At 60.4% G+C, this 23272-nt stretch carries 21 protein-coding genes; 15 read left to right on the top strand and 6 right to left on the bottom strand.

The window, feature by feature from the left end:
• The first annotated feature begins 76 nt into the window (after positions 1-76).
• Entirely contained in the window at positions 77-1051 is a 975-nt protein-coding gene (locus BM416_RS23195) for an alpha/beta hydrolase family protein (RefSeq protein ID WP_092489584.1), read from the top strand.
• A 140-nt stretch (positions 1052-1191) separates the two neighbouring features.
• Here BM416_RS23195 and BM416_RS23190 read toward each other — a convergent pair whose 3' ends face one another.
• From BM416_RS23190 to BM416_RS23180, 3 genes are read right to left on the bottom strand one after another with little or no spacing between them, the layout of a single operon-like run.
• Positions 1192-1959, bottom strand: coding sequence for a TerB family tellurite resistance protein (locus BM416_RS23190; RefSeq protein ID WP_027605906.1), 768 nt, complete (start codon positions 1957-1959; stop codon positions 1192-1194).
• Between the two features lies 1 nt (position 1960).
• Positions 1961-2635, bottom strand: a complete 675-nt coding sequence (murU, locus tag BM416_RS23185) for an N-acetylmuramate alpha-1-phosphate uridylyltransferase MurU (RefSeq protein WP_027605907.1) — start codon at positions 2633-2635, stop codon at positions 1961-1963.
• Positions 2632-3657 carry an aminoglycoside phosphotransferase family protein gene (locus tag BM416_RS23180; protein WP_092489583.1) on the bottom strand — a complete coding sequence of 342 codons (1026 nt, stop codon included), beginning with the start codon at positions 3655-3657 and terminating at the stop codon, positions 2632-2634. The genes murU and BM416_RS23180 overlap by 4 nt, the downstream gene beginning before the upstream one ends.
• Positions 3658-3787: 130 nt before the next feature.
• Between BM416_RS23180 and BM416_RS23175 the strand changes: the two genes are divergently transcribed.
• The 11 genes from BM416_RS23175 to BM416_RS23125 all read left to right on the top strand — a co-directional run bounded on the left by BM416_RS23175 (position 3788) and on the right by BM416_RS23125 (position 17835).
• On the top strand, positions 3788-6601 hold the full coding sequence (locus tag BM416_RS23175) for an LPS-assembly protein LptD (protein WP_092489582.1): 2814 nt from the start codon (positions 3788-3790) through the stop codon (positions 6599-6601).
• Positions 6576-7916 (top strand): peptidylprolyl isomerase, encoded by a 1341-nt coding sequence (locus tag BM416_RS23170; RefSeq protein WP_027605910.1) that lies wholly within the window; start codon positions 6576-6578, stop codon positions 7914-7916. Before BM416_RS23175 ends, BM416_RS23170 begins: the two co-directional genes overlap by 26 nt.
• Positions 7913-8902: a 4-hydroxythreonine-4-phosphate dehydrogenase PdxA gene (pdxA, locus tag BM416_RS23165; RefSeq protein ID WP_065947457.1), complete on the top strand. Its 990-nt coding sequence runs from the start codon at positions 7913-7915 to the stop codon at positions 8900-8902. Before BM416_RS23170 ends, pdxA begins: the two co-directional genes overlap by 4 nt.
• Positions 8899-9711, top strand: coding sequence for a 16S rRNA (adenine(1518)-N(6)/adenine(1519)-N(6))-dimethyltransferase RsmA (rsmA, locus tag BM416_RS23160; protein WP_092489581.1), 813 nt, complete (start codon positions 8899-8901; stop codon positions 9709-9711). The genes pdxA and rsmA overlap by 4 nt, the downstream gene beginning before the upstream one ends.
• A 103-nt stretch (positions 9712-9814) precedes the next feature.
• On the top strand, positions 9815-10195 hold the full coding sequence (gene apaG / locus BM416_RS23155; protein ID WP_027605913.1) for a Co2+/Mg2+ efflux protein ApaG: 381 nt from the start codon (positions 9815-9817) through the stop codon (positions 10193-10195).
• On the top strand, positions 10195-11046 hold the full coding sequence (locus BM416_RS23150) for a symmetrical bis(5'-nucleosyl)-tetraphosphatase (protein ID WP_092489580.1): 852 nt from the start codon (positions 10195-10197) through the stop codon (positions 11044-11046). The genes apaG and BM416_RS23150 overlap by 1 nt, the downstream gene beginning before the upstream one ends.
• Positions 11047-11055: 9 nt before the next feature.
• On the top strand, positions 11056-11385 hold the full coding sequence (glpE, locus tag BM416_RS23145; RefSeq protein ID WP_092489579.1) for a thiosulfate sulfurtransferase GlpE: 330 nt from the start codon (positions 11056-11058) through the stop codon (positions 11383-11385).
• A gap of 284 nt (positions 11386-11669) precedes the next feature.
• A complete protein-coding gene (locus tag BM416_RS23140) occupies positions 11670-13592 on the top strand; it encodes a PrkA family serine protein kinase (protein ID WP_003194732.1) in 1923 nt (640 codons plus the stop codon).
• A gap of 113 nt (positions 13593-13705) precedes the next feature.
• A complete protein-coding gene (locus BM416_RS23135) occupies positions 13706-14977 on the top strand; it encodes a YeaH/YhbH family protein (protein ID WP_065925392.1) in 1272 nt (423 codons plus the stop codon).
• A complete protein-coding gene (locus tag BM416_RS23130; protein ID WP_092489578.1) occupies positions 14974-16539 on the top strand; it encodes a SpoVR family protein in 1566 nt (521 codons plus the stop codon). The genes BM416_RS23135 and BM416_RS23130 overlap by 4 nt, the downstream gene beginning before the upstream one ends.
• 63 nt (positions 16540-16602) lie before the next feature.
• On the top strand, positions 16603-17835 hold the full coding sequence (locus BM416_RS23125; protein ID WP_092489577.1) for a multifunctional CCA addition/repair protein: 1233 nt from the start codon (positions 16603-16605) through the stop codon (positions 17833-17835).
• Here BM416_RS23125 and folK read toward each other — a convergent pair.
• Positions 17818-18348: a 2-amino-4-hydroxy-6-hydroxymethyldihydropteridine diphosphokinase gene (folK, locus tag BM416_RS23120; RefSeq protein ID WP_092489576.1), complete on the bottom strand. Its 531-nt coding sequence runs from the start codon at positions 18346-18348 to the stop codon at positions 17818-17820. The two genes, BM416_RS23125 and folK, sit on opposite strands and share 18 nt — an antisense overlap.
• Positions 18339-18692, bottom strand: coding sequence for a dihydroneopterin aldolase (folB, locus tag BM416_RS23115; RefSeq protein ID WP_046069798.1), 354 nt, complete (start codon positions 18690-18692; stop codon positions 18339-18341). Before folB ends, folK begins: the two co-directional genes overlap by 10 nt.
• A 72-nt stretch (positions 18693-18764) precedes the next feature.
• On the opposite strand from folB, the gene plsY reads away from it, so the two are divergent.
• A complete protein-coding gene (gene plsY, locus BM416_RS23110; protein WP_027605921.1) occupies positions 18765-19334 on the top strand; it encodes a glycerol-3-phosphate 1-O-acyltransferase PlsY in 570 nt (189 codons plus the stop codon).
• A 33-nt stretch (positions 19335-19367) separates the two neighbouring features.
• Here the strand turns inward: plsY and tsaD are convergent, their stop codons facing one another.
• Positions 19368-20393, bottom strand: a complete 1026-nt coding sequence (tsaD, locus tag BM416_RS23105) for a tRNA (adenosine(37)-N6)-threonylcarbamoyltransferase complex transferase subunit TsaD (protein ID WP_027605922.1) — start codon at positions 20391-20393, stop codon at positions 19368-19370.
• 203 nt (positions 20394-20596) lie between these two features.
• Between tsaD and rpsU the strand changes: the two genes are divergently transcribed.
• Together rpsU and dnaG are read left to right on the top strand one after the other, a co-directional pair.
• Positions 20597-20812 carry a 30S ribosomal protein S21 gene (rpsU, locus tag BM416_RS23100; RefSeq protein ID WP_002551877.1) on the top strand — a complete coding sequence of 72 codons (216 nt, stop codon included), beginning with the start codon at positions 20597-20599 and terminating at the stop codon, positions 20810-20812.
• A 445-nt stretch (positions 20813-21257) separates the two neighbouring features.
• A complete protein-coding gene (dnaG, locus tag BM416_RS23095) occupies positions 21258-23228 on the top strand; it encodes a DNA primase (protein WP_027605924.1) in 1971 nt (656 codons plus the stop codon).
• Positions 23229-23272 lie beyond the last annotated feature (44 nt).

Genomic DNA, 23272 nt, shown 5'->3' with positions numbered 1-23272 from the left:
ATCCACGTCTCACATCACTGACAAATACTGACCAACCCATTAGGCTGCTGGAATCACTTCTGGCCGGAAATCAACGATGTCCTATCGAAACCGTTCGGCACTGCCAGCATTGTGCCTGTCACTGCTGTTTACCAGTGCCTTTTCTGTGCAGGCTGAAGACGCACCGGCACCGGCTGCCGAAAAACCCGTCGAACGCCAACCCCTGCCCGAGCGTAGCCAGGAAGAGGCCAGCGCCCTGGAACGCAAAATCCCGCAGCAAGAGCAGCAACAGTTGCAGGCCGGCAGTGATTCATTCCTTGCCCTGTGGAAACCGGCCAACAGCGCCGAACCCGAAGGCGTGGTGATTATCGTACCGGGCGCCGGCGAAAATGCTGACTGGCCGCAAGCAATCGGCCCGTTGCGACGTAAATTGCCGGATGCCAATTGGGGCAGCCTCAGCCTGTCGTTACCGGACGTGAGCATGGACACCCTGCCACCGCGCGTCATGGAAGCACCCAACGCCACCGTCGACACCAGCAGTAAAGACGCGAGCACCGCCGACAAGCCGATCGAGCAAGCCGCCAGCGCCGAGGCGGAAGGCACCGACCCGGCGGTGGTCCCGGGTGCCGACGAACAGGACAAGACCGATGCCTCGCGCATCTTTGCGCGCATCGATGCCGCCGTGGCCTTTGCCCAGACCCAGAGCGCACGCACGGTGGTGCTGGTGGGCCATGGCACCGGCGCCTGGTGGGCGGCGCGTTACCTGACTGAAAAACAACCCTCCCAGGTGCAGAAGCTCGTGATGGTTGCCGCCCAGACGCCTGCCGGGCGTCATCCGGATGTGCAGCAACTGGCGCCCGCGCTGAAACTGCCGACGGCGGACGTCTTCTATCAAGACACCGCTCAAGCACGCAATAACGCCCTGGCACGCGCCCAGGCTGCGAAGCGCTTGAAAAATGACGGCTATAAGCAGGTGTCATTGAAGACCCTGCCCGGCAACAGCGCGGCCGAGCAGGAACAGTTGTATCGCCGGATTCGCGGCTGGTTGAGCCCGCAGGCCAGCACCGACTGAGGATCAGCACAGAACCAATGTGGGAGGAGGCTTGCTCCCGATAGGGGTGTGTCAGTCGACAGATAGGTAGCTGACCCACCCTAATCGGGGGCAAGCCCCCTCCCACATTGGAATGTGTTTATCCGTGAAAACAGTGACCTCTAACGAAAATCCCGGCGCTCGCGAATCAATGAATAGGCATTGTGCAATTCACGGGTGCGCTCGGTCGCCTCACGCACTTGCGCGGGGCTGGCACCACTGCCGGCCACCTTGTCCGGGTGATGACGGCTCAGCAGGCGGCGATAGGCACGCTTGATGACCGACGGCTCGGTGGTAGCGGTCACGCCGAGCAAGCGCAGCGCTTCCTGGTAGGTCGTGCCACGATTGACCAGCGGCTTGCGCTCAGGTGTGTAATCGGCCGCCAACGCCTGGAGCTGTTGCGGCGTCCAGCCCAACCACTTCCCCCACAGGTCGATCAAATCACGCTCGGCGGCGTCCGCCTTGCCGTCCGCCCAGACCATCCGCCAGCACGCCCGCAACACCCCTTCCGCCGCATGGGGCTGGGCCTTGAGCACACGCAGGTAGCGGCGTACACGGTCGGAACCGGATTTGCCGCGGTTGAACGCCGCAATCGCGCGGCGCTGGGCCGACTCGGTCATGTCCAGTGAGCGCATTTCCTGCCGCGCCTGCTGAATATGCCCGTCCACCACACGCCCGTTGCTTTTGGCCAGGCGCCCGAGCAACACAAACAATAACTCGTCATTGCGTAACGCCGGACGCCCGCCCAAGCGCTCGCGCAACTGTGCCCAACTGTGCAGTTGCAGGCGGCGATCCAGTGCCTGCCCCAACAGCGCACCCAACAAGGCCCCCGGAATACTGGCAATGGCAAAGCCAGCCCCGGCGCCGATCAGCGTCCCTGGCCACAACATGCTACTGCCCCGCTGTCAGCAGGGTTTCGACGTGCGCCAGGCGCTCCAGCGTGCCGACATCAATCCAGCGTCCCGCCATGTGCTCCCCCGTTACCAAACCTTTCGCCATGGCCGCACGCAGCAGCGGCGCCAGCTTGAAGGCACCGGCGCTGCAACCCTCGAATAGCCGGGGGTCGAGCACTGAAATGCCACTGAAGGTCAGGTTATCGGCACCGGGCGCCGCATCATGAAGCAAGCCCTGATCAAGGTAGAAATCACCGCCCGAGGGGTGATGTGCCGGGTTGTCGACCATCACCAGATGAGCCAGGCCCTTAAGCGGCTGCTTGAGTCGGGTGAAGTCGTAGTCGGTCCAGATATCGCCATTGACCACCAGGAACGGCTCATCCCCCAGCAACGGCAGCGCCTGGAAAATCCCGCCGCCGGTTTCCAGCGGTTCGCCCTCCGGGGAGTAGCGGATACGCAAGCCGAACTGCGCGCCATCCCCCAGGTAGCGCTCGATCTGCTGGCCGAGCCAGGCATGGTTGATCACCACATCGGTAAAGCCAGCCTTGGCCAGCGCCTCCAGGTGGTACTCGATCAGGCGCTTGCCGCCGGCCTGCACCAGCGGCTTGGGGGTGTGCAAGGTGAGCGGACGCATCCGCTCGCCTTTGCCGGCGGCCAGGATCATGGCCTTCATACGCAGGCCTCTGCGGGCTGCCGCAGGCTGGTCAGTAACTCAGCCAGTTCGCTCAACTCCGGGCGATCGGCCAGCACCGCCTCTATATAAGCAAAGAAGCGCGGTACGTCGGCCAGGTAGCGTGGCTTGCCGTCGCGATGGCAGATGCGCGCAAAGATACCGATAACCTTGAGGTGGCGCTGCACGCCCATCAGGTCGCTGGCGCGCAGGAAGTCTTCGAAATCCGGCTGTACCGGAATGCCGGCCTGGCCCGCACGTTCCCAGTAGTCGCGCTGCCATTCCCGCACGCGGGCCTGGGGCCAACTGAGGAAGGCATCCTTGAACAGGCAGGTGATGTCGTAGGTGACCGGACCATACACCGCATCCTGGAAGTCCAGCACGCCAGGGTTCGGCTCGCTGATCATCAGGTTGCGTGGCATGTAGTCGCGGTGCACCAGGACTTTGGGTTGCGCCAGGGCGCTGTCGATCAAGTGATCGCTGACACGCTGCCAAAGTGCCTGCTGCCGGGTATCCAGCTCGAGACCCAAGTGTCGGCGCACGTACCATTCGGGAAACAATTCGAGTTCACGTCTCAGCAAGGCGACGTCATAGCTGGGCAGTGGTGCGTCCATCGGCAACTGCTGATAAGCCAGTAAGGCGTCAATGGCATCGGCAAACAATTGATCGGCGTTTTCGTCGTTTATCACGTCCAGGTAGGTTTTTCTGCCCAGGTCATTGAGCAAAAGAAAGCCTCGCGGCAAGTCTTGTGCATAAATTTTTGGAACATTTATTCCCGACGTCGACAACAAATAAGCGATATCGACGAAAGGCTTGCAGTTTTCCTGAGGGGGCGGCGCGTCCATTACCACGAAAGTCCGACCGCCGCCTTCCCAACGGAAATAGCGCCTGAAACTCGCGTCGCTGCTGGCCGCGGTCAATGTGGCCGGGGGTACGGCACCCCAGCCTTGAGCGTTGAAAAGGATCGGCAACTGCTCATCCAGCCAGACTTCCAGCTGCTGTAAACGTAGATCTTGCTCGGGCATTACAAGGGTCTCCGACGGCGCTAGCCGTCAAGCGGGTCATGCTTTATTATCACGCATCTTTTTCAGACCATCGAGAGGCGTGCGGCCCAAACCGCGGGCAGATGGCACGCAGGAAGCCCGGACTAATAAGATGGCATTGAAATCCCCCGCGTTTCGTAGAAAATTTCCGTTGCTGGTAACCGGCAGTCTGCTGGTCATGCAACCCTTCGCCACCTCATTCGTGGTCGCCGCGGAACAGTATGACTGCTCAGTCTCTGCTTCGGGTGCCTGGGACTGCGCGCCGAAGACCGCCGCAGCCCCCTTGCCACCGCGCCCGGTGCATGACGGCGCAGCCGTCAGCTCGGCCAACAGCACGGCGCAGGCCGACGCTGGCGGCAGTGCCGAAGCCGAGCCGAAGACCGCACTGGTCACCGAGTCCAAGGGCCGTGGCCTGCGTTCGCGCAGCGCCGACTACAGCCACTTGGACTGGGTGCCTCGCGAAAAGTTGACCGCAGCCCAGCTGGCGGAAACCGGTCCTTACTGCGGCGGTGCGTACATCGAGCCAACGCGTCCCGGCATGAACGACAAGACGAACAAGAGCGATGCGCCCACCTTCATCGGTGCCAAGGCCTCTCGTTACGAGCAGGAACAACAAGTCGCAACCCTGGCCGGTGACGTCGTCATGCGCCAGGGCAGCATGCAGCTGGAGTCGGAAGAAGCCAGCCTGTACCAGGCCGAGAACCGTGGCGAGCTGAACGGTAACGTGCGGCTGCGCGACAACGGCGCCTTGATCGTCGGCGACCACGCCCAGGTTCAACTGGACACCGGCGCGGCGCAGATCGACAACGCCGAATACGTGCTGCACAAGTCGCGTATCCGCGGTAACGCGCTGTACGCCAAGCGCGCCGAAAACGCGATCATCCGTCTCAAGGACGGTACGTACACCACCTGCGAGCCGGACAGCAACGCCTGGCAGCTCAGGGGCAACAACATCACGTTGAACCCGGCCACCGGTTTCGGTACGGCCACCAACGCGACGTTGCGGATCAAGAACATTCCGATCCTGTACACCCCTTACATCTACTTCCCGATCGACGACCGTCGTCAGTCCGGCTTCCTGCCACCGAGCTTCAGCACCGGCGGCGAAACCGGCTTTACCCTGGTCACGCCGTACTACTTCAACCTGGCACCAAACTACGACGCCACGTTGTACCCGCAATACATGACCAAGCGCGGCATGATGATGGAAGGCGAATTCCGCTACCTCACCAAGTCCAGCGAAGGCCAGTTCGGCGGCGCGTACCTGAACGACGACAACGACGAACGCAAGAAGCAGACCGACTACGAAAAAACCCGCTACATGCTCAATTGGCAGCACAAGGGCGGGCTGGATTCGCGTGTACTGACCCAGGTCGACTACACCAAGATCAGCGACCCGTACTACTTCCAGGACCTCAAGTCCTACCAGGAAGGTGTCGAGAGCCGCGACTACGTCAACCAGCAGGGCTCCGTGGCTTATCGCGGAGACACCTTCCAGGCACGCCTGAACCTGCAGGCTTACCAGTTGGCGACGATTTCCCAGGTCACCCCGTATGACCGACTGCCGCAGATCACCTTCAACGGTACCCTGCCTTATCATCCGGGTGGCTTGAACTTCAGTTATGAGACCGAAGCCGTACGCTTCGATCGCGACCTGCAGAACGGTACCTTCAGGGATCAGGACGGCGTGGAAAGCGCTCGACTGGATACCTATGTGCGCGGTCTGACCCGTGCCAACGGTACGCGCCTGAACGTAGCGCCGGCTGTCGACTACCCGATGAACTGGACCTACGGCTTTGTAACGCCGAAGCTCAAGTACGTGTACACCAAGTACGACCTGGACCTGGATAACATTGGCAAGAACCAGATCCTTGTTGATCAGGCTGCAGCAGTGGCAGCCGGTACCCAGTACGCGGGCGGCACCTTCAAGAGCTCCCAGGACCGTGCGGTTCCGGTGGCCAGCGTCGACAGCGGCCTGTACTTCGATCGCAATACCAACTGGTTCGGCAAGGATTATCGCCAGACCCTCGAGCCGCGTGCGTTCTACCTGTACGTGCCGAACAAGGACCAGGCCGATATCCCGGTCTTCGACACCAGCGAATACTCGTTCAGCTACGCGTCCCTGTTCCGCGACAACCGCTTCAGCGGCTCCGACCGTATCGGCGACGAGAACAAGCTGTCCCTGGGCTTGACCAGCCGGTGGATCGAAGAAAACGGTTTCGAGCGTCAACGCGTATCCGTGGGGCAGGCTGTGTACTTCAAGGATCGTGAAGTACAACTGCCTGGTATCCTGGCGGCCGACCGTGCCGATGCACAGTCCGACGTATCGCCCGTTGCCCTGGACTACGAGTTCCGCTTCAACCGCGACTGGCGCGCCACGGCCGACTACAACTGGGACACCGAGGAGCACAGCCCTCGTTCCGGTAGCGCGATGCTTCACTACCAGCCGGAAGACAACCCGAACAAGATCATCAACGTCGGTTATCGCTATCGTAACGACCAGGTCGTCTACAACCAGTTGACCGGCAAATGGCAGTTCGGTGGCGACTACGGCCAACCAGGCGATCAGAACTACGTGAAGGATTACTACAAAATCCAACAACACGATTTCTCGATGATGTGGCCGATCATTCCCCAGTGGAACCTGATCACCCGCTGGCAGTATGACTACGCTCGCAACCGTACCCTGGAAGCCTTCGGTGGTTTCGAGTACGACAACTGCTGCTGGAAACTGCGCGTCATCAACCGTTACTGGGTTTCCAACGACGAATACAGCCAGATCGCCCCGCTTAACGAAAAGGGTGACCACGGGCTCTTCCTGCAGATCGTCCTCAAAGGACTCGGCGGCCTGACCGGCGCCAAGGTAGAGAGCTTCCTCGACAAAGGCATTGAAGGTTATCGTGAACGTGAAGACCAAGCTTTCTGATTGTCTGCGCCCGCTAGTGCTGGGCGCGCTGTTCCTGGGCACCGTATCGGCTCACGCTGCGGTTCAGCAACTGGATAAAGTAGTGGCCATCGTCGATAACGACGTGATCATGCAAAGCCAACTGGACCAGCGCGTCAAGGAAGTGCAGCAAACCATCGCCAAGCGTGGCGGTGGCGTGCCACCGACCAGCGTGCTGGACCAGCAGGTACTGGAACGCCTGATCGTCGAAAACCTGCAACTGCAGATCGGCGAGCGTTCCGGCATCCGCATTTCGGACGAAGAACTGAACCAGGCGGTCGGCACCATCGCTCAGCGCAACAACATGAGCATTGATCAATTCCGCGCGGCCCTGGCCCACGATGGTCTTTCGTATGAAGACGCCCGTGACCAGATCCGCCGCGAAATGATCATCAGCCGTGTGCGCCAGCGTCGCGTTGCGGAGCGGGTCCAGGTATCCGAGCAGGAAGTGAAGAACTTCCTGGCCTCGGACCTGGGCAAGATGCAGCTTTCCGAAGAACTGCACCTGGCCAATATCCTGATCCCGACCCCGGACAGTGCCAACTCCGAGCAACTGAATGCGGCAGCGGCGAAAACCCAGGCTATCTATGATCGCCTGAAAGCCGGCGCTGACTTTGCCCAGATGGCCATCGCCCAGTCCGGCAGCGACAACGCCCTTGAAGGTGGCGATATGGGCTGGCGTAAAGCTGCTCAACTGCCACCTCCGTTCGACCGTGAACTGAGTGCCATGGAAGTGGGCGGTATCACCCAGCCAGCCCGCACCCCAGGTGGCTTCATCATCCTGAAATTGCTGGAACGTCGCGGTGGCGAGACCTCGCTGAAAGACGAAGTGCATGTTCGTCATATCCTGGTCAAACCAAGCGAAATCCGTACCGAGGCACAAACCAAGGAACTGGCCCAGAAAATCTATGACCGCATCGAAAGCGGTGAAGACTTCGCCACCCTGGCCAAGAGCTTCTCGGAAGACCCGGGTTCCGCCCTCAACGGCGGCGACCTGAACTGGATCGACCCGAAAGCCCTGGTGCCTGAGTTCCAGCAGGTAATGGCCGATACTCCGCAAGGCGTACTGTCCAAGCCGTTCAAGACCCAATATGGCTGGCATGTACTGGAAGTCCTTGGTCGTCGCGCCACCGACAACACCAGCCAGGCCCGCGAACAGCAGGCGCTGAACGTACTGCGTAACCGCAAATACGACGAAGAGCTGCAAACCTGGCTGCGTCAGATCCGTGACGAAGCCTACGTGGAAAACAAGCTGCCAGGCGCCGAGCAAACAGGCACCGACCAGGCAGCTCCGTGAAACCCCAGCGTTTCGCCGTGACACCCGGTGAGCCGGCCGGCATTGGTCCAGACCTGTGCCTGCTGCTCGCCTCGCACCCCCAGCCGCACCCCCTGATTGCCATTACCAGCCGCGACCTGCTCCTTGAGCGGGCCGCGCAGCTGGGTGTGGTCGTCAGTCTGCTGGACGTGGCACCGGGCAACTGGCCCGACCTGCCGGCGCCCGCCGGCAGCTTGTATGTGTGGAACACCCCACTGCAAGCCAAGGTCGTTGCCGGGCAACTCGACAAGGCCAACGCGGCGTTCGTCCTGGAAACCCTGACCCGCGCGGGCCAAGGCTGCATCGACGGCGACTTCGCCGGCATGATCACCGCGCCGGTCCACAAGGGCGTGATCAACGAATCGGGCATTGCGTTTTCCGGCCATACCGAGTTCCTGGCCGAGCTGACCAACACCGCTCAAGTCGTCATGATGCTGGCCACACGCGGCCTGCGGGTCGCCCTGGTGACCACGCACCTGCCACTGCGCGACATTGCCGACGCCATCACCGCCGAGCGTGTGGAGCGCGTTACGCGCATCCTGCATGCCGACCTGCAACAAAAATTCGGCATCGCCCAACCGCGCATCCTGGTCTGCGGGCTCAACCCCCACGCCGGCGAAGGCGGACACTTGGGCCATGAAGAAATAGACATCATTGAACCAACCCTGGAGCGTCTGCGCCTAGAAGGCATGGACCTGCGCGGCCCACTGCCAGCAGACACTCTGTTTACCCCCAAATATCTGGAGCACTGCGACGCAGTGCTGGCGATGTACCATGACCAGGGGCTGCCCGTGCTGAAGTACAAAGGCTTCGGCGCCGCAGTCAACGTGACACTGGGCCTGCCGATCATCCGCACCTCCGTCGACCATGGCACCGCCCTGGACCTGGCAGGCAGCGGCAAGATCGATACCGGCAGCCTGCACGTGGCCCTGGAAACCGCCTATCAGATGGCCGAGACCCGTATATGACCGAGCATTACCAACACCGGGCGCGCAAGCGCTTCGGGCAAAACTTCCTGCACGACGCTGGCGTGATCGACCGTATCCTGCGCTCCATCCGTGCCAAGCCAGAAGACCGCCTGCTGGAAATCGGCCCGGGCCAGGGCGCGTTGACCCAAGGCTTGCTCGCCAGTGGCGGCCAACTAGACGTGGTGGAACTGGACAAGGACCTGATCCCGATCCTCAACCAGCAGTTCGCCGGCAAGCCCAACTTCAACCTGCATCAGGGCGATGCACTGAAGTTCGACTTCAATACCCTCAACGCCGCGCCTAACAGCCTGCGTGTGGTGGGTAACCTGCCGTACAACATCTCCACTCCACTGATTTTCCACCTGCTGAATAACGCCGGGATCATCCGCGACATGCACTTCATGCTGCAAAAAGAAGTGGTGGAACGCCTGGCTGCAGGCCCTGGTGGTGGTGATTGGGGCCGATTGTCGATCATGGTTCAGTACCACTGCCGCGTCGAACACCTGTTCAATGTCGGCCCGGGTGCGTTCAACCCACCACCGAAGGTCGACTCGGCCATCGTGCGACTGGTGCCTCACGCCGTGCTGCCACACCCGGCCAAGGATCACAAATTGCTGGAACGCGTGGTGCGTGAGGCGTTCAACCAGCGCCGCAAGACCCTGCGCAACACACTCAAGGCGCTGCTGAGCAACGCCGAGATCGAAGCAGCCGGCGTCGACGGCAGCCTGCGCCCCGAGCAACTGGACCTGGCCGCGTTCGTGCGCCTGGCCGACCAGCTTGCCATCCAGCCTGCGCCAGTCGCCGACTGAAACACCCAGGCATGGCCAGACACATGTCTGGCCTAGTGCCCACCTCTTGGCCTAGACTGATCCGCATCTGCTGTCCTCCGCTTTTGCTTTTAAGGCCTCTTGCATGTCCGATCCTCGCTATCAGATCGACGTCAGCGTCGTCACCCGCTTCCTCGCGGACCAATCGCAACCTGAACAGAACCGCTTCGCCTTTGCCTACACCATCACGGTGAAAAACAACGGCCAGGTGCCGGCCAAGCTGCTGTCACGCCACTGGGTGATCACCGACGGTGACGGTCAGGTCGAGGAAGTTCGCGGCGCAGGCGTTGTCGGCCAGCAACCGTTGATTGACATTGGCGCCAGCCACACCTACAGCAGCGGCACGGTAATGACTTCCAAGGTCGGCACCATGCAAGGCTCGTATCAGATGAAAGCCACTGACGGCAAACTGTTCGACGCCATCATCAAGCCTTTCCGCCTCGCCGTACCAGGCGCCCTGCACTGATGGCAACGTACGCGGTCGGCGACCTGCAAGGCTGTCTGGAGCCTCTCAAGTGCCTGCTTGAACGGGTGGCCTTCGATCCGGCGAACGATCGCCTGTGGCTGGTCGGCGACCTGGTCAATCGCGGCCCCGAGTCCTTGAAGACGCTACGTTACCTGTATAGCCTGCGGGATTCCCTGGTGTGCGTACTGGGCAACCATGACCTGCACCTGCTGGCCGCCGGCAATAACATCGAGCGCCTGAAAAAGGGCGATACCCTGCGCGAAATCCTCGAAGCGCCAGATCGCGCTCCACTGCTTGACTGGCTGCGTCGGCAAAAGATCATGCATTACGACGAAAGCCGCAATATGGCCTTGGTCCATGCCGGTATCCCGCCGCAGTGGACGCTGAAAAAAGCCCTCAAGTGCGCCGCCGAAGTCGAAAACGCCCTGGCCGATGACAGCTTGTACACCGCCTACCTCGACGGCATGTATGGCAACGAGCCAGTGAAGTGGGACAACGACCTCGCCGGCGTCGCCCGCCTGCGGGTGATTACCAACTATTTCACACGCATGCGCTTCTGCACCGCCGAGGGCAAGCTGGACCTCAAGAGCAAGGAAGGCGCCGACACGGCACTGCCCGGCTACAAACCATGGTTTGCCCACAAGGAACGCAAGACCCGCGACACCAGGATCATCTTTGGTCACTGGGCAGCCCTTGAGGGCAAGTGCGACGAACCGGGCGTATTCGCCCTCGACACCGGCTGCGTATGGGGCGGCGCCATGACCCTGATGAACATCGACACCGGCGAGCGCCACGGCTGCCAGTGCCCACCCACTCTCCCCGTTACCCTGCCGGCTGCAGCCAGGCCATAGGAGCCCGCCATGAGCGAATTCAAACGTATCCCTCCCGAACAAGCCAAGGCCCTGCGCGAGCAAGGTGCAGTGGTGGTCGATATCCGCGACCAACCTACTTACGCCGCCGCCCATATCGCTGGCGCCCAGCATCTGGACAACGTCAACATCGCCGACTTCATTCGTGCCGCCGACCTTGATGCACCGCTGATCGTGGCCTGCTACCACGGTAATTCCAGCCAGAGCGCAGCCGCCTACCTGGTCAGCCAGGGCTTCTCCGACGTCTACAGCCTGGACGGCGGCTTTGAGCTGTGGCGTACGACGTATCCTGCAGAAATTGCCTCCGGCGATTCGCAATAATTTTTTTCACACCCCGCTACCCCGCGTGACGCTTGGGCTCGCGCCGTTTCTGACGAACGGCGCAGCCAAACTAATTGCTCATCATCCCTTGCCCTCTCCGATTCCGACTATCCTTAAGCGCAGGCCATCCGAATCAGGGGAGAGCCGGTACACCGGCGTACGGGTCATCGGTAGCGTTTCAGGGTGTTCTGGGGGGAAAACAGCCATTGGCGTTCGTCAATGACTGCCAGCATCGACTGATAGATCCGGCGTCGGCTCCACGTATCGAGCGAGGTGACGACGTCATGAGTATTTTCAGCCACTTCCAACAACGCTTCGCGTCCACACAGCAGGAAGAACTCACGCTGCAAGAGTATCTCGAGCTGTGCAAGCAGGACCGCAGCACCTACGCATCTGCCGCCGAACGCCTGTTATTGGCGATCGGCGAGCCGGAGCTGGTGGAAACCGCCAATAATTCGCGCCTGTCGCGAATATTTTCCAACAAGGTGATCCGTCGCTATCCGGCCTTTGAAGACTTCCATGGGATGGAAGAATGCATCGACCAGATCGTCTCCTACTTCCGCCACGCCGCCCAAGGCCTGGAAGAGAAGAAACAGATCCTCTACCTGCTCGGCCCCGTTGGCGGTGGTAAATCGTCCCTGGCCGAAAAACTCAAGCAACTGATCGAGAAGGTGCCCTTCTACGCCATCAAGGGCTCGCCGGTCTTCGAGTCGCCCCTGGGCCTGTTCAACGCCACGGAAGATGGCGCGATCCTCGAGGAAGACTTCGGTATCCCACGACGCTACCTCAACACCATCATGTCGCCCTGGGCCACCAAGCGCCTGGCCGAGTTCGGCGGCGATATCAGCCAGTTCCGCGTGGTGAAACTCTACCCGTCGATCCTCAACCAGATCGGCGTGGCCAAGACCGAACCGGGCGACGAGAACAACCAGGACATCTCGGCGCTGGTGGGCAAGGTCGATATCCGCAAACTGGAGGAATTCCCGCAGAACGACGCCGACGCCTACAGCTACTCGGGCGCACTGTGCCGGGCCAACCAGGGCCTGATGGAATTCGTGGAAATGTTCAAGGCGCCGATCAAGGTGCTGCATCCACTGCTCACCGCCACCCAGGAAGGCAACTACAACAGTACCGAAGGCCTGGGCGCGATTCCGTTCACCGGGATCCTGCTGGCCCACTCCAACGAATCGGAATGGCACACCTTCCGCAACAACAAGAACAATGAAGCCTTCATCGACCGGATCTACATCGTCAAGGTGCCGTACTGCCTTCGGGTCAGCGATGAAATCAAGATCTACGACAAGCTGCTGTTCAACAGCTCGCTGGCCAAGGCCCATTGCGCACCGGACACCCTGAAGATGCTCGCCCAGTTCACCGTGCTGTCGCGCCTCAAGGAGCCGGAAAACTCGAATATCTATTCGAAGATGCGCGTGTACGATGGCGAGAACCTCAAGGACACCGATCCCAAGGCCAAGTCGATCCAGGAATATCGCGACACAGCGGGCGTGGATGAAGGCATGAACGGCCTGTCGACGCGCTTTGCGTTCAAGATCCTGTCCAAGGTCTTCAACTTCGACCCCCATGAGATCGCCGCCAACCCGGTGCACCTGCTGTATGTGCTGGAGCAGCAGATCGAACAGGAACAATTCCAGGCCGAAACCCGCGAACGCTACCTGCGCTTCCTCAAGGAATACCTTGCGCCGCGCTACATCGAGTTTATCGGCAAGGAAATCCAGACCGCGTACCTGGAGTCCTACAGCGAGTACGGCCAGAACATCTTCGACCGCTACGTGCTGTATGCGGACTTCTGGATCCAGGACCAGGAATACCGTGACCCGGAAACCGGCGAAATCCTCAACCGCGTAGCCCTCAACGAAGAATTGGAGAAGATCGAAAAACCCGCCGGCATCAGCAATCCGAAGGATTTCCGCAACGAAATCGTCAACTTCGTACTGCGTGCCCGCGCCAACAACAACGGCAAGAACCCTACCTGGCTCAGCTACGAGAAGCTGCGGGTGGTCATCGAGAAGAAAATGTTCTCCAACACCGAGGATCTGCTGCCGGTCATCAGCTTCAATGCCAAGGCCAGCAAGGAGGACCAGCAAAAACACAACGACTTCGTCACACGAATGGTCGAGCGCGGCTACACCGACAAACAGGTACGACTGCTCTCCGAGTGGTACCTGCGGGTGCGCAAATCGCAGTAAGGCAGCGATGGGCGTCAACTGCCAGGTCATGGGCCTGGCAGTTGACCGCTTGTCTCTAAGCTTCCAGCTCGCCGCTTGAAGCTTGTAACGTGAAGCTGCCCGGAGGGCTCCTCATGAGCTATGTGATCGACCGACGCCTTAATGGCAAGAACAAGAGCACGGTAAACCGCCAGCGTTTCCTGCGGCGTTACCGTGACCACATCAAAAAGGCCGTTGAAGAGGCCGTCAGCCGCCGCTCCATTACAGACATGGAGCATGGCGAACAAATCAGCATTCCCGGACGCGACATCGACGAACCGGTGCTGCACCACGGCCGGGGCGGCAAGCAGACTGTCGTGCACCCCGGCAATAAAGAGTTCACCACCGGCGAGCATATCCAGCGCCCGCAGGGCGGTGGCGGTGGCAAAGGCCCGGGCAAGGCCGGCAACTCCGGCGAAGGCATGGACGAGTTCGTGTTCCAGATCACCCAGGAAGAATTCCTTGAATTCATGTTCGAAGACCTGGAACTGCCCAACCTGGTCAAGCGTAACCTGACCGGCACCGATACCTTCAAGACCGTACGCGCCGGGATCAGCAACGAAGGCAACCCCTCTCGAATCAACATCATCCGCACGCTGCGCTCGGCCCATGCGAGGCGTATCGCCCTCTCGGGCAGCAGTCGTGCCAAATTGAGGACGGCAAAGGAAGAGTTGGCGCGTTTAAAGCGCGAAGAACCAGACAACTTCGGCGATATCCAGGAAATCGAGGCGGAAATAGAGAAACTCAGCGCGCGTATCCACCGCGTGCCGTTCCTCGATACCTTTGACCTCAAGTACAACCTGTTGGTCAAACAACCCAACCCCAGCTCAAAAGCCGTGATGTTCTGCCTGATGGACGTGTCAGGCTCGATGACCCAGGCGACCAAGGACATCGCCAAGCGTTTCTTTATCCTGCTGTACCTGTTCCTGAAGCGGAACTACGACAAGATCGACGTAGTGTTCATCCGCCATCACACCAGCGCACGGGAAGTGGATGAGGAGGAGTTCTTCTACTCGAGGGAAACCGGCGGCACCATCGTGTCCAGCGCCTTGAAGCTGATGCAGGAGATCATGGCCGAGCGCTACCCGGCCAACGAGTGGAATATCTACGCGGCCCAGGCCTCCGACGGCGACAACTGGAACGACGATTCGCCGATCTGCCGCGACATCCTGATCAACCACATCATGCCGTTTGTGCAGTACTACACTTACGTCGAAATCACCCCCCGTGAGCACCAGGCCCTGTGGTTCGAATACGAGCGCATCGGCGAAGCCTTTGCCGACACGTTCGCCCAGCAGCAACTGGTCTCGGCCGGCGATATCTATCCGGTCTTCCGTGAACTCTTCCAGCGCAGGTTAGTGACATGACCGCCAAAAAAGAGACTAAGCGCCAACCCATTTCCACCGGCTCCGAGTGGACCTTTGAACTGATCCAGGCCTATGACCGGCAAATCAGCCGCATCGCGGCGGGTTATGCCCTGGACACCTACCCCAACCAGATCGAAGTGATCACGGCCGAACAGATGATGGATGCCTATGCTTCCGTTGGTATGCCCCTGGGTTACCACCACTGGTCGTACGGCAAACATTTCCTCAGTACCGAAAAGTCGTACACCCGGGGCCAGATGGGCCTGGCCTACGAGATCGTGATCAACTCCGACCCGTGCATCGCCTACCTGATGGAAGAAAACACCATCTGCATGCAGGCGCTGGTGGTGGCCCATGCCTGCTATGGGCACAACAGTTTCTTCAAGGGCAACTACCTGTTCCGCACTTGGACCGACGCCAGCTCGATCATCGATTACCTGGTGTTTGCCAAGCAGTACATCATGCAGTGCGAGGAGCGCCACGGTATCGACGCCGTGGAGGACTTGCTCGACTCCTGCCATGCCCTGATGAACTATGGCGTCGACCGCTACAAGCGCCCATACCCTATTTCTGCCGAGGAAGAGCGCCTGCGCCAGAAGGAGCGCGAAGAGCACCTGCAGAAGCAGATCAACGACCTGTGGCGCACCATTCCCAAACGCGCCGGCAAGAACAGCGACAAGGACAACGCGCGGTTCCCTTCCGAACCCCAGGAAAACATCCTGTACTTCCTGGAAAAGCACGCACCGCTGCTGGAGCCGTGGCAACGGGAAATCGTGCGTATCGTACGCAAGATCGCCCAGTACTTTTACCCACAGCGCCAGACCCAGGTGATGAACGAAGGTTGGGCGACGTTCTGGCACTACACGCTCATGAACGACCTGTACGACGAAGGCCTGGTCACCGACGGCTTCATGATGGAGTTCCTGACGTCCCACACCAGCGTGGTGTTCCAACCCGGCTTCGACAGCCCGTATTACAGCGGGATCAACCCTTACGCGCTGGGTTTTGCCATGTACCGCGATATTCGGCGCATGTGCGAACACCCCACCGATGAGGACCGCCGCTGGTTCCCGGAAATCGCCGGCAGTGACTGGCTGTCGACGATCAAGTTCGCCATGAGCAGCTTCAAGGATGAGAGCTTTATCCTGCAGTACCTCTCACCCCAGGTGATCCGCGACCTCAAACTGTTCAGCATCCTGGATGATGACCTCAAGGATGACCTGGTGGTGCCGGCCATCCACGATGAACCCGGCTACCGCACCATCCGTGAAACCCTGGCGGCGCAATACAACCTGGGCAACCGTGAGCCCAACGTGCAGATCTACAGCATCGATGTGCGCGGCGACCGCTCGCTGACCCTGCGCCACCAGCAGCACGACCGCAAACCCTTGGGCGAATCCACCGAAGAAGTGCTCAAGCACCTGCATCGGCTCTGGGGCTTCGACATCCACCTGGAAACCCTGCAAGGCGACCAAGTGATGAAGACCCACCATGTGCCACCGCGCAACGATCACAACGACAACGACTACGGTCGCCTGGACCTGGCCGTCGTTCATCTCTGAAACAGCAAAGCCTCCATTGGCCAGGCACAGGCGGTATCCTGTGCCGCTAATGGAGGCTTTTTCATGAAAATCTACAAAGTCGGCGGCGCCGTGCGTGACCGCCTGCTGGGCATCAAGGTCACCGATGTCGACCGCGTGGTCGTCGGCGCGAGCACCGAAGAAATGCTCACCAAGGGTTTCAAGCCAGTGGGTTCGGACTTCCCGGTGTTCCTGGACCCGAAAAACGGCGATGAGTACGCCCTGGCCCGCACCGAGCGCAAGAGTGGTCGGGGTTACGGTGGTTTTGTGTTTCACGCCAGCCCCGAGGTGACGCTGGAAGAAGACCTGATCCGTCGCGACCTGACCATCAACGCCATGGCCGAAGACGACGACGGTAACCTGACTGATCCGTATCACGGCCAGCGCGACCTTGAGTCCCGCATACTTCGTCACGTTTCCCCCGCATTCGCCGAAGATCCCCTCCGAGTCCTCCGCGTTGCCCGTTTTGCCGCGCGCTACGCACACCTGGGTTTTACGGTAGCACCGGAGACACTGGAGCTGATGCGTCAACTCAGCGAGTCCGGTGAATTGGAAGCCCTGACCCCAGAGCGCAGTTGGAAAGAAATCTCCAGGGCGTTGATGGAAGATCAGCCCCAGGTATTTATCCAGGTACTTCGGGACTGTAATGCGCTGAAAACCTTGATGCCGGAAGTCGATGCATTGTTCGGCGTGCCACAGCCCGAAGCCCATCACCCCGAGATAGATACTGGCGTGCACACCTTGAGCGTGCTGGAACAAGCTGCGTTGCACAAACAGCCCCTGACCGTACGCTGGGCCTGCCTGCTGCATGACCTGGGCAAGGGCCTGACGCCTGTGGATAAGTTACCGCAGCACATCGCTCATGAGCATCGAGGCTTGAAGCTGATCAAGGCCGTCAATGAGCGCTTCAAAGTGCCGAGGGACTGCCAGGAATTGGCGCTGTTGGTGGGCCAGTATCACACCCACGGTCATCGCGCACTGGAGCTGAAAGCCTCGACGCTGCTGGAGTTGCTGCAAAGCTTTGACGTATACCGCAGGCCACAGCGCTTTGAGGAGTTTGTGGTCGCCTGCGAAATGGATGCCCGGGGCCGCAAGGGACTGGAGCAAAGAAGTTATCCACAGGCGGATTACTTACGCGGCGCGGCGAAAGCAGCGCGCGAGGTTGCCGTGGCGCCACTGCTTGAGCAGGGATTCAAGGGGCCGGAGTTGGGCGAGGCGCTCAAGCGCGAACGACTCAGGGCACTCAAAGCCTACAAGGAACTACACAAACCCTTGTAGGAGCGAGTCCGGGGTGAGCTGCTGGCCCTGCCATTCAAACCCGACAGGCGCCAGCACCTGATCAATCCGAGCATCACGCCACAACGCAGCCATCGTCTTGCCCGCTTCAGGGTGCACCCGGTCCGGCGCCATCATCGACAGCGGCCACAGCACAAAGGCATTTTTCAGGATCTCCGCCCGCGGCAGGATCAAACCATCGAAGTCACCCACCAACTCGCCATACAGCAGCACGTCGATATCCAGCGGCAGGCCTTTGCGATCCGGCGCATAGCGGCCATTGTCAGCCTCGATGGATTTCAACCGACGATCCAACTCCATCAATGACAGGTCGGTATAGGCCGACACCACCAGATTGAAGAACGGCCCGCTTTTGATGCCCACCGGCTGGCTCTCGAACACCGCCGAGCAGCGCATATCCGTCAGGAAACTCGCCAACGCGTCGAGTCCGGCGCGCAGGTGGGGCTCGCGCTCGATATTGCTACCGAGGCCAAGGTAAACCTGAGTCAGCGACATCCGCGCTCAATCTCCACGCCTACACCCTTGGCAGCCGGCACTGCGCCGGGTTTGGTCAGCTTGAGGTGCAGCCAGGGAATCTGGAACTCGCTCATCAGCACTTCGGCCAGGCGTTCGGCAAAGGTCTCGACCAACTGGTACTGGGACTGCTCGGCAAAGGCCTGGATCCGCGCGGACACGCTGGCGTAATCCAGCGCCAGGGCCAGGTCGTCGCCAGCTGCAGCCGGGCGATTATCCCAAGCGAAGCTCAGGTCCAGGCGCAGGCATTGGCGGATCCCGCGCTCCCAGTCGTAGGCCCCGATCACGGTGTCGACTTCCAGGCCTTCGATAAACACTCTGTCCAAGCTCTTCTCCGCAGCACGACAAGGGCGCGATGCCCCGTTAGAATCAGGGCATCCTCGCCCGGAATAGTTAGCATGTTTTGGTCACTGGCGATTCTCGCCTACCTGCTCGGCTCGCTGTCCTTCGCCATTTTGCTCAGCCGCCTGACGGGAAATCCCGACCCGCGAATGAGTGGTTCAGGCAATGCCGGCGCCACCAATATGTTGCGCCTGGCCGGCAAGAAGCTCGCCGTACTGACGCTGCTTGGCGACGTATGCAAGGGCCTGTTGCCCGTACTGATCGCCAACCTCGCCGGCCTGCCCCTGCAGCAGCAGGCCTGGGTGGGCGTGTGCGCCGTCCTCGGCCATTTGTTTCCCCTGTACTTCCGTTTTCGCGGCGGTAAAGGTGTCGCCACGGCAGCCGGCATGCTGCTGGGAATCTACCCGCCGGCGGCGTTGCTGGCCGTGCTCGCCTGGCTGCTGACGTTCTACCTGACCCGCACCAGCTCGCTGGCGGCGCTGATCGCCACACCGCTCACCCTGCCGTTGCTGGCCTGGCAGGAACCGGCGGCGCTGCTGCCGATGAGCGTGCTGACCCTGCTGATCGTCTGGCGACACCGGGGCAATCTACGCGACCTGTTTGCCGGGCGCGAACGGCATTTTTAAATACCGTCAATGAGCCCCACTCACGTTGCACCCTTACAAGGGCGGCAGTTGCTCCATCGGCCAGCGCGCCTGCACGCTGATCGCCAGGCTTTCGTGCTGCCCCGCCTGCAGGCGCTGACAACCGGCATAGGCGATCATCGCGCCGTTGTCGGTGCAGAACTCAGGGCGGGCGTAGAACACATCCCCCTTCATATCACCGAGCATCTTTTCCAATGAACTGCGCAACGCCTTGTTGGCGCTGACGCCACCGGCGATCACCAGGCGCTTCATGCCGGCCTGTTTCAGGGCACGCTTGCACTTGATGGTCAAAGTCTCCACCACGGCCTGCTGGAACGCCAGCGCGATGTCGCAACGGGCTTGCTCACTGTCGTCCCCGGCGCTGACACTGTGCTGCCAGGTATTCAACGCGGAGGTTTTCAAGCCGCTGAAGCTGAACATCAGGCCAGGGCGATCGCACATCGGGCGCGGAAAGGTGTAGCGACCGACAACGCCTTTTTCGGCAAGGCGGGCGATTTCCGGCCCACCCGGGTAATTGAGGCCCATCATCTTCGCGGTCTTGTCGAAAGCTTCGCCGGCGGCGTCGTCCAAGGACTCGCCCAACAGCGTGTATTGACCGATTCCGTCGACCTGGACCAGCTGCGTATGCCCGCCCGAAACCAACAAAGCGACGAACGGGAACTGCGGCGGGTTTTCTTCCAGCATCGGCGCCAGTAAATGGCCTTCCATATGGTGCACGCCGAGGGCCGGAATGCCCCAGGCAAAAGCCAGCGCCTGGGCACAAGAGGCGCCAACCAGAAGGGCTCCGACCAATCCGGGGCCCGCCGTATAGGCAATCGCATCGATCTCGGTCGGCACGCAACCGGCCTCGTCCAACACCTGGCGAATCAACGGCAGCATACGTTTGACGTGATCACGACTGGCCAGCTCCGGCACAACGCCGCCATAGGCCCGATGCAAGTCGATCTGACTGAACAGTGCATCGGCCAAAAGCCCGCGTTCACTGTCGTAAAGTGCGACACCGGTTTCGTCGCAGGAGGTTTCAAGTCCCAGTACTAGCATGGGTTTGCGCCTTGTAGAGGCTGAATTCGAAGGCGCGCATAATAGTCGCCACTCCCCCTCCCGACTAGCGGTTTTCGATCAGAGGCTTTGCATTCCTGCCAATGAGGGGTTAACATCCGCAACCCTTAAAAACCGACGACCTCAGCCGCGAATTTTTTGCGACGAGAACGTTGATTCCCGGTAATGAAAGAAGGTAGCTCTGGATGCCAGCCGTCAAAGTAAAAGAGAACGAACCCTTCGACGTAGCTCTGCGTCGTTTCAAGCGCTCCTGCGAAAAAGCCGGTGTTCTGGCTGAAGTTCGTAGCCGCGAATTTTATGAGAAGCCAACTTCTGAGCGTAAGCGTAAAGCAGCAGCCGCTGTTAAGCGTCACGCCAAGAAAGTTCAGCGCGAACAGCGCCGCGCCGTTCGTCTGTACTAATACACAGACGTTCGTAGCAAGCTTCTGCCAAGCCCGGCCCTCAGCCGGGCTGTTGGCATTTGCGGACATCGCTTGATGCTTCATCGTTGACGCCGCACACGCGACTGATACACCTGCTTCAAACGTCAGGACTGGCTCTTTTGCCAGCGGTGCACGTCTCTTCTGACGAGCCTAACAAGGCTACTGACGAGCACACTCATTTTGTAAGCAGACGATCAACTGTATCGGCTGTGCCCAGCGACGAGCATCCGAGGCCACGATTGGCCCGCGCCGGACTCGAGGGCAACATTTCCAGGCCGACACACTGATTGAAACTAACGTCAGTGAATGTTCGGCAGATACACTTCCTGACAGCCCAAGCAGACGATTGATGGTCAAGCCATTCGATACGTGCGCCTGAGCACTTCACGGGCACTCATTTACACGCAGTGATGACGAGAACGCCATGGCCGGGCTGATTCCCCAGAGCTTTATTGACGACCTTCTGAACCGCACCGACATTGTCGATGTTGTCAGCTCGCGCCTGCAATTGAAGAAAGCCGGCAAAAACTACACGGCCTGCTGCCCGTTCCACAAGGAAAAAACCCCGTCATTCAGCGTCAGCCCCGACAAGCAGTTCTACTACTGCTTCGGCTGCGGCGCAGGCGGCAACGCCCTCGGCTTCCTGATGGACCACGACAACCTGGACTTTCCCCAGGCGATCGAGGACCTGGCGAAAGCCGCCGGCATGGAAGTCCCCCGCGAAGAAAGTGGCCGCCCGCATAAACCACGGCAACCCACCGACTCGCCGCTGTACCCGCTGCTGACTGCCGCTGCCGACTTCTACCGTCAAGCCCTTAAAAGCCATCCGCAGCGCAAGGCCGCCGTCGACTACCTGAAGGGACGCGGCCTGACCGGCGAAATCGCCCGCGACTTCGGACTCGGCTTTGCCCCACCGGGCTGGGACAACCTGTACAAACACCTGAGCAGCGACACCCTGCAGCAAAAAGCCATGATCGACGCCGGCCTTCTGGTTGAGAACGCCGAGACCGGCAAGCGCTACGACCGCTTCCGCGACCGCGTGATGTTCCCGATCCGCGACAGCCGCGGTCGCATCATCGCCTTCGGTGGCCGGGTGCTGGGGGATGACAAACCCAAGTACCTGAACTCCCCGGAAACCCCGGTATTCCACAAGGGCCAGGAACTCTATGGCCTGTTCGAGGCGCGCAAGAACAATCGAAACCTCGATGAAATCATCGTGGTCGAAGGCTATATGGACGTGATCGCCCTGGCCCAGCAGGGCTTGCGCAACGCCGTGGCCACCCTCGGCACCGCCACCAGCGAAGAACACTTGAAGCGCCTGTTTCGCGTCGTGCCAAGCGTGCTGTTCTGCTTCGACGGCGACCAGGCCGGCCGCAACGCCGCCTGGCGGGCGCTCGAAGCCACGCTGTCGAGCCTGCAGGATGGGCGCCGCGCACGCTTTCTGTTCCTGCCCGAAGGGGAAGACCCGGATACCCTGGTGCGCTCCGAAGGCACCGACGCATTCCGCGCCCGCATCAATCAACATGCGCAGCCGTTGGCGGACTATTTCTTCCAGCAACTGACCGAAGAAGCCGACCCACGCTCCCTCGAAGGCAAGGCCCATATGGCCACCCTCGCGGCCCCCTTGATCGACAAGGTTCCAGGCGCGAACCTGCGCACCCTGATGCGCCAACGCCTGCTGGAAATTACAGGACTGAGTGGCGAAGCCGTCAGCCAGCTGGTGCACAGCGCGCCGCAGGACGCGCCGCCTGCCTACGACCCAGGCATGGATTATGACGCCATGCCGGACTATGCCGACTTCCATCAACCCCAGGAGGCGTATGCCCCCCAGCAGGAATGGACGCCGAAGAAGCCCGGTGCCGGCGGCAAGAAATGGGACAAGAAACCCTGGAGCAAAAACGGCAAGCGCGGCGATCGCGATGAGGCCTACGCCCCGCGCACGCCGGTCGCCGTAGAAGCGCCCACATTGATTGCCCTGCGCACGCTTATCCACCACCCGCAATTAGCGAGCAAGGTTGAAAGCGCCGACCATTTTGCCAACGCGAGCAATACCTACGCTCAGGTGCTGATCGCACTGATCGAGGCCGTGCAGAAAAATCCTAAGCTAAACTCCATTCAGCTGATGGCTCGCTGGCATGGCACAGAACAGGGTCGTTTGTTGAAGGCGCTCGCGGAAAAGGAGTGGCTAATTGACGGCGATAACCTTGAACAACAGTTTTTAGACACCATTACTAGGTTATCCGCGGGCCAGCACACGCAGACCCTCGATGAACTCATCAAGAGAGCAAGACAGCCGGGATTATCGGCTGAAGAGCAAATTCAGATAGCAAAACAGATGCGCGACCTCTTAAAACAGAATGTTTCCGCATCAAACCCGACCTCAGCTGGCGTGTGAGGTCATAGCTCGGGTATAATCCTCGGCTTGTTTTTTGCCCGCCA

This window comes from Pseudomonas sp. NFACC42-2, from assembly GCF_900116055.1.
GTDB lineage: Bacteria > Pseudomonadota > Gammaproteobacteria > Pseudomonadales > Pseudomonadaceae > Aquipseudomonas > Aquipseudomonas marginalis.
This window is presented reverse-complemented; position numbering and strand designations above follow the sequence as displayed.